Below are 11,310 nucleotides of genomic sequence, written 5' to 3' on the forward strand. Positions count from 1 at the left end.
AACACGGTGACCGACCGGCTGATCGCGGCGATGGCGGCGACCGAACGGGTCGTGAAGTACGTCGACATGCCCCTCCAGCACGCACACGCCGAGACGCTCAGGCGCATGCGCCGCGGCGGTTCGGCGGAGGGCCACCTCCGCCTGCTCGAGCGCTTCCGCGCCGCCATGCCGGGGGCGGCCCTGCGCACGACGATGATCGTGGGGTTCCCCGGCGAGACCGACGCCGAGTTCGAGACGCTGCTCGACTTCGTGCGCGACGCGCGCTTCGACCATCTCGGAGTGTTCACCTATTCCCACGAGGACACGACGGCCGCGCACGAGCTCGCGGACGACGTTCCCCGGGAGATCAAACACGCCCGCCGGGACCGCCTGATGGCGCTCCAGCAGTCGCTCGTCCTCGAACGGAACGAAGCGCTCGTCGGACACGTCGTCGAAGCGGTGGTCGAAGGCCCTCACGACGAGACCGATCTGCTGCTGAAGGCGCGCATGAGCACCCAGGCGCCCGACGTCGACGGCCAGATCCTCATCAACGACGGCGTCGCCGCCCCCGGGGCGTTCGTGAAGGTCGCGCTCACCGAGGTGGCGGGGTACGACCTCGTCGGACGGATCGTCGATGGCGACCCCGCGTAGCCTCGGCGACCGGCTCGCCCTCGTCCTCGCCACCGGCTTCGGCACGGGATACGCCCCCGTCGCCTCCGGGACGTTCGGCTCGCTCCCCGGTCTCGCCCTCGCGTGGGGGCTGGCGGCGGCCTGGGGCGAAGGGGCGCTCCTCGCGGGAACGTGCCTCGTCACGGCCGCCGGGGTCGTCGCGGCCGATCGCGCCGCGGCGATCTTCGGCGAGGAGGACCCCGGCCGCGTCGTCGTCGACGAGGTCGCCGGCCAGATGGTCACCCTGGTGATGGTCCCCAAGACCCTCCCGCTCCTCGCGCTCGGGTTCCTCGTGTTCCGCGCGCTGGACGTCTGGAAGCCGTGGCCGGCGCGGCGGCTCGAGGACCTGCCGGGCGGCTCGGGTATCATGGCCGACGATCTCGCCGCGGGGATCTACGCGAACCTGATCCTGCAGGCCGTGGTCGCGTGGGCGCCGGCGGCCTTCACGGGGGTGGTCCGGGGATGATCGTCTGGAACGGCCTCGAGAGCGTCCCTGCGGCTTCCGGCCCGTTCGTCGCGACGATCGGGAACTACGACGGCGTTCACCTCGGCCACCGGCGGATCCTCGACGCGGTGGCGGAGCTTGCCGGAAAATCCCGGCGGACCTCCCTCGTGGTCACCTTCGATCCGCACCCGCTCGCCGTCGTCGCCCCCGCGCGCGTGCCGAAGCTCCTCGCCACGCGCCGGCAGAAGCTCGACGCGATCGCCGCGGCGGGCATCGACGCCGTGCTCGTCGTGGCCTTCGACGCGGCGACCGCGGCGCTCGAGGGGGAGCGGTTCCTCACCGAGCTCCTCCTCCCGCGCGTGCCGCTCGCCGCGCTGCGCGTCGGCGCGGGGTTCCGATTCGGGCGCGGTCGCGACGGCGATCTCGCCCTCCTCCGCCGGGTGGGGGCCGAGCGCGGATTCGACGTCGACGGCGTCCCGCACGTCGAGGTCGCCGGGGAGACGGTCTCGTCGTCCGCGATCCGCACCGCCGTCGAAGCCGGCGACGTCGAGCGCGCCGCGGCGCTGCTCGGACGTCCCTTCGCGGTCGAGGGTCCGGTGAGCCGCGGCGACGGGCGCGGCCGGGCGATGTCGTTTCCGACCGCCAACGTCGACGTCGAGAACGAGCTGCTCCCCCGCCGGGGCGTCTACGTCACCGAGACCATCGCGCTGGCGTCGAGGCACCCGTCGGTGACGAACGTCGGCACGCGCCCCACCTTCGGCGGCGAGACGCTCGTCGTGGAAACGCATCTCCTCGACTTCGACGACGATCTCTACGGCGAGCGGGTCGAGGTGCGTTTCCTCGCGCGGCTTCGCGACGAGCGCCGGTTCTCCGGCATGGACGAGCTCGCCGATCAGATCGCGCGGGATCGCGCCGCCGCCTCGTCCTGGTTCCAGCGCCTTCCGGAGCCCGCACGATGAGTGAATTCCACGAGGAAGCCGGGCTGCAGCCGGAAGCGCGCGTCGCGTTCGGCCGAGTCGCCCCCGCCGGCAAGCGGGGCCTGTTCGTGACCTTCGAAGGGATCGAGGGATCGGGGAAGACGACCCAGGTCACGCGCCTGGCGGACCGGCTGCTCGCCGCGGGCGAAGACGTCCTGGTGACCCGCGAGCCCGGGGGCTCGCCGCTCGGGCGACGCCTGCGCTCCCTCCTGCTCGAGGATCGCGGACGGCCGATCGACCCTCTCGCGGAGCTCCACCTCTACGTCGCCGACCGGATCCAGCACATCCGCGACGTCGTGGAGCCGGCCCTCGCCCAGGGGCGCGTCGTGTTGTGCGATCGCTTCGCCGACGCGACGGCGGCCTATCAGGGGTACGGGCGCGGACTCGGCGCCGGCCTCGTCGCGGCCCTGCACCGCAACGCTCCCCTCGACCTCCGGCCCGACCGCACGATCCTCTTCGACCTCGATCCCGAGACCGGCCTCGAGCGCGCGCGATCCCGCAACCGCGAGCTCGGGACCGAGGCCAGCGAAGGTCGGTTCGAGAGCGAGCGGATCGAGTTCCATCGGCGCGTGCGCGACGGCTACCTCGCCCTCGCCTCGGCGGAGCCGTTCCGCTTCAGGATCGTGGCCGCCGAGCAGGATCTCGACGCGGTCGAGGCGCGCGTCGCCGATCTCCTCGCGGACCTGTTTCCCTGTCTCGACGTCGAGGGATTCGAGGACGCCCCTTGATCCTCGGCGAACTTCTCGGCCAATCGGCCGCGCTGACGCTGCTCGAACGCGCCGTCCTGTCCGGACGACTCCCCCACGCGATGCTGTTCCACGGCCCCGAAGGCGTGGGGAAACGCACCGCGGCGTTGCGCCTCGCCGCCGCGCTCCAGTGCGCGAACCGCGAGCCGCACGGCGACACGCCCGCTTGCGGCCGATGCGACGCGTGCCTCCAGGTCGCCCACGGCAACCACCCCGACCTGTTCCTGGTCGACCGGCGCCCGCGAAAGGGAGCCGCCGCGACCGAAGAGCCGGACGACGAGGGAGACGACGACGAGGTCGACGCCTCCCCCGCGAAGGGCCGCGCCCCGCTGCGCAACTTCATCGTCGTCGACCAGATCCGCGAGGTCACGCGTCACGCCGGCAGCTCCCCGCGCCAGGGCAAGGTGCGGGTGTTCGTGATCGACCCCGCGGACCGCATGAACACCGAGGCGCAGAACGCGCTCCTGAAGACCCTCGAGGAACCCCCCGGACGGTCGGTGCTGATGCTGATCGCCTCGCGGCCGCACGCGCTGCTTCCGACCGTGAGGTCGCGCTGCTTCCGGGTTCCCTTCGGTGCAATGGCGGTGGACGGGCTCGCCGCGGCGCTCGCCGCCTCCGGGATGCACGCTGCGGAGGCCCGCACGCGCGCCGCCCTCGCGGGCGGGCGCCCGGGGTACGCGAAGGCGCTCGACGTCGCCGAGCTCACCGAGCGCCGCGAGTTCGTCCTCGGCGCGATCGAGAAGATGGCCGGGGGCGCCTCCGGACTCGCGGAGCTCGCGCCGCTCGCCAAGGACCTCGCCGGCGACGACGCCGCCGACCTCGCGCAGTCGCTCGACTGGATCGAGGCGCTCCTTCGGGACGCGGCGGTCGCCGCCGTCGGCGGCGGCTCGCCGATCTCCGCCGACCTCGCGCCCAGACTCGCCGAACTCGGGCGGAACCTCGGCCCCGCGCGGGCCTCGACCCTCATGCTCTCCGCGGGACGCCTGCGCGAGCAACTGCGGCTGAACCTGAATCGCACGCTCGTCGCGGAGGCGATGCTCGCGGCGATCGCGGGGGGGCCGACGCCGGCCTAACCGCGCTCGAGCGTTCCCACCGCCTCGACGTGATCGGTCTGCGGGAAGAGGTCGATCGCCCGGACCGACGCGAGTCGGTACCCGAGCGCGGCCATCGCGCCCGCGTCGCGCGCGAACGCCGCGGGGTCGCAGCCCACGAGCACGACGCGCGCGGGCTCCAGCCCCGCGATCGCGGCGGCGACGCCGCGCCCGAGCCCGGTTCGCGGCGGGTCGGCGAGGACGAGTTCCGGCTCGCGGTCGCGCCCGGACAGCGCCTGGAGCCCCGCGAGGGCGTCGGCCTTCACGAACCGCACGCCCCCGACCCGTTCGCGCTCCGCGGTCTCGACGCCGCACGCGACCGCCTCGCCGTCCGCTTCGATCACGACGACGCGCGCGCCGCCGCGCGCGAGGGCGAGACCGAAAACTCCCACCCCGCCGTAGAGGTCCACGGCGTGCGTCGGATTCCCGGCGGCACGCATCACGTGGCCGTGGAGGACGTCCGCCGCGCCGGGGTTCACCTGGAAGAAGCCGGCCGCAGGAATGCGGAACCGCAGCCCTCCCAGCTCCTCCTCGAGAAACGCACGCCCCGCGACGACCTCGACGACGGCGCCTCCGCGCCGGCCGGGAGGGGAGCTCACGCGCACGACTCCCGCGACCCGCCCCTCGAGCCCGCGTGCCAGCGCCGGCGCGGACGGAAAATCCCCCGGGGCGCCTCGAAGCACGACGAGGACTTCTCCCGACGCCGCGGACGACCGCACGATCACGCGCGGCGCGTCGGCCCCGTCCCGCCCTGGATCGCCCAGGCCCGGTCCGTCGAGGAAGTGCTCGCGGCACGTCCGGTAGACCTCCTGCGCCGCGACGTCGAGGAGCAGGCAGCGCTCGACGTCCACGATCGCAGCCGCGTCCTCGTGGCGGTGCAACCCCAGGACGCGACGACCGATCGCGTCGCTCCCCAGCGTGAACTCGACCTTGTTCCGGTATCCCAGGTCACGCGGCGACGCCTCGCAGACCACGGTCGGGGGTTCGCGGAATCCGCCGATGCGCCGGAGCGACTCTTCGACGATCCGGCCCTTCGCCTCGCGTTGCACGGCTTCGTTGATCGGCATCCACGGGCAGCCGCCGCATTCGGGCTGATGCGCGCATTCCGGCGTCCGACGGTCGGGAGAAGGTCGGCGAAGCTCCACGAGCCGGCCCTCCGCGAAGCGCCGATGCACCCTCTCGATGGAGACCAGCCCCTCGTCCCCGGGGAACGCGCCGCTCACGAAGACGACCCTTCCGCCGACCCGGCCGACCCCGCGCCCGCCCGCCGCGAGCCCATCGATCGTCACCGGCACCCGGCCCCCCCGCTGGAAGGAGTCGTCGGAGGCGACCCCCATATCTCGGGGCTCATGGGGAGTGTTCCTCGACATCTGGTATTTATCCCTTGACAAGGGGTGAGCGAGCAGGATAGGGTCCGACCGATTTCTGGCGCGGAAGGGTTCTCTCCGAGGGTTGCATGAAGGATTCGGAGGTTGCTCGCTCTCCCCGGCGTAAGGCCACCCCGACCTCGACTGCGCCCACCTATATCCACCGCTGGGGCGTCTTAGGCGTACCCGTCGGTCGGTCTACGAACCCACCCAAGGTTTTCTCGACCCGTGCCTGGGAAGCCGAATGACCGGGGAGAGCGAGCAACTCCCGACGCATGCTACACGGAACTCCGATCGTGGAAAAGAGACCTGAAGCGAGTCCGTGGCGACCGCCGCACGGACCGCGCGATCGCTGAGTCTCGATGCGCCAGCGCAAAGGCGCGGACGTTCGTTCCGCGCCTTTCTTTTAACTGGTGAAAGACGTCCTCAAAAAGTCAGGATCGGTCCTCGCGCGGGTCTTTACACGCTCGAAGCACCACCGTATTTTCCGCGCGGTGCCTGGGTTCAGGGGGAGGCCAGGTGACCACCTGGGGCCGCGGGTTGCAGGACGAACCGGGGGGTTTATCGCCTGCATCACGCGGCCTCAACCTTTTCCCGCCCACCCTCAGAATTCCCTGATCGACTCCCGATAACCGGCGAGGTTGCGCAGCGTCTCCGCGAGCGAATCCCCGCCGCACTTGATCAGCAGTTCGTCCGCGAGGATGAGGGCGGTCATGGCCTCTCCGACCACGCCGGCCGCCACGATCGGGATCGTGTCGGTACGTTCGAACGCGGCCTCGAACGGGGACTTGTCCGCGAGGTCGACGGAGCCGAGCGGCTTCGGCAGGGTCGCGAGCGGCTTGAGGTATCCGCGCACGTGGATCACCTCCCCGTTGGACATCCCGCCTTCGATCCCGCCGGCGCGGTTGCTCGAGCGCGTGAAGGCGCGCCGATTCGCGTCGTAGCCGATCGGATCGTGCAGCGCGCTCCCCAGGCTCTCCGCTCCCTCGATCCCCTCACCCACGCTCACCGCCTTCACCGCCTGGATCGAGAGCACGGCACCCCCGAGGCGACCGTCCAGACGTCGGTCCCAGTGCACGTGGCTCCCGAGCCCCGGCGGCACCCCGCGCGCGAGGACCTCGAAGACGCCGCCGATCGAATCGCCCAGACGCTTCGCGCGCTCCACCTCGGCGACCATCGCCGCCTGGGCGGCCGCGTCGGTCGTACGCATCGCGGCGTCGTCCGGAAGCGCCAGGAGGGCGTCGAAGTCCTCGTCTTCGGGCCCTTGCGCCTTTCCAACGGCGAGGGTGCGGCTCGTGATCTCGATCCCCGTGCAGGTCAGCAGCGCCTTCGCGAGCGCGCCGGCGGCCACGCGGGAGGCGGTCTCGCGGGCGCTCGCCCGCTCCAGGATGTCGCGTGCGTCGTGCGTCCCGTACTTGAGCGCTCCTGCGAGGTCCGCGTGGCCGGGCCGGGGCCGCGTCACCGCCTTGCGTTCCGCCGGCTCGGGGGGGGGACCGTCGGGGCTCATCGCGACCGTCCAGTTCGCGTAGTCGCGGTTGCGGATCAGGAGGGACACCGGCGATCCCAGGGTGAGGCCGAAGCGCACCCCGCCGAGGATCTCGGCGGCGTCCGACTCGATCTTCATCCGCCCGCCGCGTCCGTAGCCACCCATGCGCCGCTTCAGGTCGCGGTCGATCGTTCCGCGATCCACCGGGACCCCGGCGGGGAGGCCTTCGACGACCACGTTCAGGGCGGGGCCGTGGGACTCGCCGGCGGTGAGGAATCGCAGTTTCATCGGCCGCCGAGTGTAGCGCGCCTTGACCGGCGATTCGCGCGGCTCCTATCCTGCGGCCTCCGATGCGGATCGTGACGGGTGACCAGATGCGCGCTGCCGATCGCGACGCGATCGAGCGGCTCGGCATCCCCGGCATCCTGCTGATGGAGCAGGCCGGGCGCGCCGTCTCCGACGCGCTGCTCGAGGACCGGCCCGACGCCGGTCGCGTGGGCGTCGCGATCCTCTGCGGCCGCGGAAACAACGGCGGAGACGGGTTCGTGATCGCGCGGCACCTCCGCGCGCGGGGGATCGACGCGATGGTCGTGTCCCTCGCCGCGGCGTCCGACCTTCGCGGCGACGCGGCGTTGGCCCACGAAACGGCGATCGACGCGGGGGTGCGCGTCGTCGAAGCCGCCGACGCGGCCTCGTGGGCGAAAGCCCGGGAACGCGCCCTCGAACGGGGAATCGTCGTCGACGCGCTGCTCGGCACGGGGGTGTCCGGCGGCGCCCGCGGACTCGTCGCGGAGGTGATCGCCGACCTCGCGCGCTCCCCCGCCTTCGTCGCCGCCGTCGATCTCCCCTCCGGGGTCGACGCGAACACCGGCGAGGTGGCGGGCCCCGCCGTCCGCGCCGACGTGACGTACACCTTGTGCCGACCGAAGCTCGCCCTCGTCCTCGAGCCCGCCGCCTCCCTCGCCGGGCGCTGGCGCGTGCTCGACATCGGCATCCCCGACGAGGCGGTGGACGCCGCCGGATCGGAGCTCGAGTGGCTCGACGCCGCCGCGGTCGCGCCCCTGCTCCCCCCGCGGCCGCCGGACGCCCACAAGGGCCGGTTCGGACATCTCCTGATCGTCGCCGGGTCCCGCGGGAAGTCGGGCGCGGCGGTCCTTTGCGCCCGCGGGGCCCTGCGCGCCGGTGTCGGCCTCGTCACCGTCGCGACCACGCGCGACGCGCAGCCCCTCGTCGCGACCCAGCAGGCCGAGGTCATGACCGAGGTCGCCTCGTCCGCGTCGACGGCGCTGAAGCTCCTGTCCACGCGCGACGCGATCGCGATCGGCCCCGGGCTCGGCACGTCGGGCGCGGCGAGGACGCTCGTGACGACGCTCCTCGCGAAGCGGAAGGTCCCGGCCGTCGCCGACGCGGACGCGCTCAACGTCTTCGAAGGGAAGCGCCTTCGGGCCGGGAAGCTCCCCCTGGTCATCACCCCGCACCCGGGCGAGGCGGCCCGGTTGTTGGGTACGACGGCCGCTGCGGTCCAGGCCGACCGTTTGGGCGCCGCCCGGCGCCTCGCCGACGCGACCGGCGCCGTCGTCCTCCTGAAGGGGCGCCACACCCTCGTGGCCGAGCCCGGGGGGGCCGCCGCCTTCAACTCCACGGGGAACCCGGGGATGGCGACCGCGGGCATGGGCGACGTCCTGACCGGGGTCCTGGGGGCCTTGCTGGCCCGCGGCATCCCCGCACGGGACGCGGCGCGCCTGGCGGCCTATGTTCACGGCGACGCCGGGGATCGCGCGGCGAAGGTCCGGGGTCAGGAGGGGTTGATCGCGACCGACGCGGTGGACGCGCTTCCCGCAGCATGGCTCGCGCTGCGGGAGGCGGGAGGGGGAAGCTGATGGACACGAGACAGCAGCGCCGGGACAAGCCGGGCGGCCCGGCGCCGCGCCCTCCCGCGGGGCGGCGAACGCTTTATGCCCTGAGCGAGGAGGAGACCTCCGAGCTGGGACGCGCGATGGGCCGCGGGCTTCGCGGAGGCGAGCTCGTCGTCCTGGAGGGCGACCTCGGCGTCGGAAAGACCACCTTCACGCGGGGACTCGCCGAGGGAGTGGGGATCGACCCGGGCGAGGTCAGCTCGCCGTCGTTCACGCTGGTCCAGGAGTACAAGGGCGGACGCGTCCCGTTCTTTCACGTCGACTTGTACCGGCTCGTCGACGGGGACGACGACGTCTCGTCGCTGGGCCTCGAGGACCTGATGGCCTCCGGAGGCGTCGTGGTCGTGGAATGGGGGGACAAGCTCCCGTCGTTCCTGCGTCACGGGGCGCTGGGCGTGCGATTCCAGGACCTCGGCGAAGGCTCCCGGCGGATCGAGATCTCCCCGGACGCGCGCGCCGCCGCCGCGCCTTCGCGCGGGGACGCCTGAGCCGGCTTCAGCTGTCCAGGCGGTAGTTCGGGGCTTCCTTCGTGATGATCACGTCGTGCGCGTGAGACTCGCGCAGGCCCGCCGACGTGATGCGCACGAACCGCGCGTCGCGCCGGAGCGCCTCGATGTCCTTGCACCCGCAGTAACCCATCCCGGCGCGCAGGCCGCCGGCGAGCTGCCCCACGAGGCTCGAGATCGGCCCCTTGTACGGGACGCGCCCCTCGATCCCTTCGGGAACGAGCTTCTTCTCGTCGAACTCGTCCTGGAAGTAGCGGTCCTTGGACCCCTTGGCCATCGCGCCGAGCGAGCCCATGCCGCGGTATTCCTTGAACGAACGTCCCTGGTAGAGCACGGTCTCGCCGGGGGACTCCTCCGTCCCCGCGAACAGGCTCCCGATCATCACGCACTCGGCGCCCGCGGCGATCGCCTTGACGATGTCCCCGGAGAACTTGATCCCGCCGTCGGCGATGAGCGGGATGCCCGCCTCGTCGCAGGCCCGCGCGGCCTCGGCGATCGCGGTGATCTGCGGGACGCCGGCCCCGGTGACGATCCGCGTGGTGCAGATGCTCCCCGGTCCGACGCCCACCTTCACGGCGTCCACGCCGCGCTCGATCAACGCGACCGCCCCCTCGCGCGTCGCGACGTTCCCGGCGACGAGCTGGACGTCCGGGAACCGCTCGCGCATGGAGGCCACCATGGCGAGCACGCCCTCGCTGTGGCCGTGCGCGGTGTCGATCACGAGCAGGTCCGCCCGCGCGTCGACGAGGGCGCGCGCCCGGTCGACGGTGTCCTTGGCGATGCCCACCGCCGCGCCCACGCGCAGTCTTCCGAGGTCGTCCTTGCAGGCGCTGGGGTACTTCACCTGCTTCTGGATGTCCTTGACCGTGATGAGCCCGACCACGCGGAAGTTCGCGTCCACGACGGGGAGCTTCTCGATCCGGTGCTTGTGGAGCAGCTCTTTGGCCTGTTCGAGCGTCGTGCCGGCGGGAACCGTCACGAGCCCCTCGGAGGTCATCAGCTCCCGGATGGGGAGGTCGGTCTTCGTGCAGAAGCGCAGGTCCCGGTTGGTGAGGATCCCGACGAGCTTCCCGTCGCGGTCCGTGATGGGAACGCCCGAGATCCGGTACTTCCCCATCGCCTCGAGCGCCTCCCAGACCTTCTGGTCGGGGGTCATCGTGATCGGGTCGACGATCATCCCCGATTCCGAACGCTTGACCTTGTCGACCTCCCCGGCCTGCGCCTCGATCGAGAGGTTCTTGTGGACGATTCCGAGCCCGCCCTCCTGAGCGAGCGCGATCGCCAGGCGCGACTCGGTCACCGTGTCCATCGCCGCCGACACGAACGGCATGTTCAGCGGGATCTTCCGCGTGATGCGCGTGCGCAGTTCGGTTTGACTCGGAAGGACCGCCGAGCGGGCGGGGACGAGGAGAACGTCGTCGAACGTCAGACCTTCGGGAAGGGGCGACTCCAGCACTCGGACCTCCGCTTCCCGGGGGATTCTAGCAACCCCCTCCTCGTTCAGCCGCGACGCGTCCCGCACTCGGAACAGAACTTCGCGCCGTCGGCGAAGGCCGTGCCGCAGTTCGGGCAGAACTTCGATCCCGCGGCGGCGGAAGCGGCCCCCCCCGGCGCGGGCGCACCGCCGGAGACCGCGTCCTTCATCATCTGCGCCATGGCGACGCCCAGGCCGACCCCCGCACCCAGGCCCACGCCGCTCGAGGCCTCCCCGCCTCCGGGCTGCCCGGCGGCGTCCCCGAGGGCCTTCGCCGCCTTGAACTTGAGGTAAGCCTGGATGTCCCCGACGGCCGCCATCCCCGTGCGCTCGTCGAGGACCTTCTGGACCTCCTCGGGCGGGGTGATCGCGTGGATCAGGAAGTCCGGAAGCTCGAGGCCGTACTTGGCGAAATCGGCCGCGACGCGCCCCTTGAGCGCCTCGGCGAGCTCGTCGTAGTACTTCGGGAGATCGAACAGGGTCTTGACGGTCTCGCCCAGGACGTCGTTCAGGCGCGAGACGACGATCTCGCGCAGGAACCCCTCGATCGCGTCCGTGGCGAAACGCCCCTGGCTGCCGACGACGGTGTTGAGGAACACCTGCGGGTCCTTCACGCGCGTCGAGAACATCCCGTGGGCGCGAAGGCGCACCATC

The 11,310-nt window shown here is 72.2% G+C and carries 11 protein-coding genes; 7 read left to right on the forward strand and 4 right to left on the reverse strand.

Annotated elements, in window-relative coordinates; translation table 11 throughout:
- The 5 genes from VF139_15750 to holB all read left to right on the forward strand — a co-directional run.
- On the forward strand, positions 1-630 hold a 630-nt coding region (locus VF139_15750; protein HEX6852851.1), incomplete at its 5' end, for a radical SAM protein.
- The gene (locus VF139_15755) at positions 614-1,114 is read left to right on the forward strand and encodes a phosphatidylglycerophosphatase A (protein HEX6852852.1); all 501 of its coding nucleotides are present in this window, start codon (positions 614-616) and stop codon (positions 1,112-1,114) included. The genes VF139_15750 and VF139_15755, both read left to right, overlap by 17 nt.
- Positions 1,111-2,052 carry a bifunctional riboflavin kinase/FAD synthetase gene (locus tag VF139_15760; GenBank protein HEX6852853.1) on the forward strand — a complete coding sequence of 314 codons (942 nt, stop codon included), beginning with the start codon at positions 1,111-1,113 and terminating at the stop codon, positions 2,050-2,052. The genes VF139_15755 and VF139_15760 overlap by 4 nt, the downstream gene beginning before the upstream one ends.
- Entirely contained in the window at positions 2,049-2,798 is a 750-nt protein-coding gene (gene tmk, locus VF139_15765) for a dTMP kinase (protein HEX6852854.1), read from the forward strand. Before VF139_15760 ends, tmk begins: the two co-directional genes overlap by 4 nt.
- Positions 2,795-3,889 carry a DNA polymerase III subunit delta' gene (gene holB / locus VF139_15770; protein ID HEX6852855.1) on the forward strand — a complete coding sequence of 365 codons (1,095 nt, stop codon included), beginning with the start codon at positions 2,795-2,797 and terminating at the stop codon, positions 3,887-3,889. Before tmk ends, holB begins: the two co-directional genes overlap by 4 nt.
- Here the strand turns inward: holB and rlmD are convergent.
- Together rlmD and aroC are read right to left on the reverse strand one after the other, a co-directional pair.
- Entirely contained in the window at positions 3,886-5,277 is a 1,392-nt protein-coding gene (gene rlmD / locus VF139_15775; GenBank protein HEX6852856.1) for a 23S rRNA (uracil(1939)-C(5))-methyltransferase RlmD, read from the reverse strand. The two genes, holB and rlmD, sit on opposite strands and share 4 nt — an antisense overlap.
- A gap of 601 nt (positions 5,278-5,878) precedes the next feature.
- A complete protein-coding gene (aroC, locus tag VF139_15780; GenBank protein HEX6852857.1) occupies positions 5,879-7,048 on the reverse strand; it encodes a chorismate synthase in 1,170 nt (389 codons plus the stop codon).
- A gap of 62 nt (positions 7,049-7,110) precedes the next feature.
- Here aroC and VF139_15785 point away from each other — a divergent pair, with 62 nt between their 5' ends.
- Together VF139_15785 and tsaE are read left to right on the forward strand one after the other, a co-directional pair.
- A complete protein-coding gene (locus tag VF139_15785; protein ID HEX6852858.1) occupies positions 7,111-8,640 on the forward strand; it encodes an NAD(P)H-hydrate dehydratase in 1,530 nt (509 codons plus the stop codon).
- Positions 8,640-9,164 carry a tRNA (adenosine(37)-N6)-threonylcarbamoyltransferase complex ATPase subunit type 1 TsaE gene (tsaE, locus tag VF139_15790; protein ID HEX6852859.1) on the forward strand — a complete coding sequence of 175 codons (525 nt, stop codon included), beginning with the start codon at positions 8,640-8,642 and terminating at the stop codon, positions 9,162-9,164. The genes VF139_15785 and tsaE overlap by 1 nt, the downstream gene beginning before the upstream one ends.
- Positions 9,165-9,171: 7 nt before the next feature.
- Here the strand turns inward: tsaE and guaB are convergent, their stop codons facing one another.
- Both guaB and VF139_15800 read right to left on the reverse strand, forming a co-directional pair.
- Positions 9,172-10,638 (reverse strand): IMP dehydrogenase, encoded by a 1,467-nt coding sequence (guaB, locus tag VF139_15795; protein ID HEX6852860.1) that lies wholly within the window; start codon positions 10,636-10,638, stop codon positions 9,172-9,174.
- Between the two features lie 44 nt (positions 10,639-10,682).
- Positions 10,683-11,310, reverse strand: a 628-nt coding sequence (locus tag VF139_15800; protein ID HEX6852861.1) for an SPFH domain-containing protein, incomplete at its 5' end; no start/stop codon positions are given.

The sequence above is a fragment of the Candidatus Polarisedimenticolaceae bacterium genome, assembly GCA_036376135.1.
Taxonomy (GTDB): Bacteria; Acidobacteriota; Polarisedimenticolia; order Polarisedimenticolales; family DASRJG01; genus DASVAW01.

Excerpts from the sequence above, each read along its gene's own strand:
- tmk (HEX6852854.1), top strand. The coding sequence starts at position 2,049 with ATGAGTGAATTCCACGAGGAAGCCGGGCTGCAGCCGGAAGCGCGCGTC.
- VF139_15755 (HEX6852852.1), top strand. The coding sequence starts at position 614 with ATGGCGACCCCGCGTAGCCTCGGCGACCGGCTCGCCCTCGTCCTCGCC.
- rlmD (HEX6852856.1), bottom strand. The coding sequence starts at position 5,277 with ATGTCGAGGAACACTCCCCATGAGCCCCGAGATATGGGGGTCGCCTCC.
- VF139_15760 (HEX6852853.1), top strand. The coding sequence starts at position 1,111 with ATGATCGTCTGGAACGGCCTCGAGAGCGTCCCTGCGGCTTCCGGCCCG.
- VF139_15785 (HEX6852858.1), top strand. The coding sequence starts at position 7,111 with ATGCGGATCGTGACGGGTGACCAGATGCGCGCTGCCGATCGCGACGCG.
- tsaE (HEX6852859.1), top strand. The coding sequence starts at position 8,640 with ATGGACACGAGACAGCAGCGCCGGGACAAGCCGGGCGGCCCGGCGCCG.
- aroC (HEX6852857.1), bottom strand. The coding sequence starts at position 7,048 with ATGAAACTGCGATTCCTCACCGCCGGCGAGTCCCACGGCCCCGCCCTG.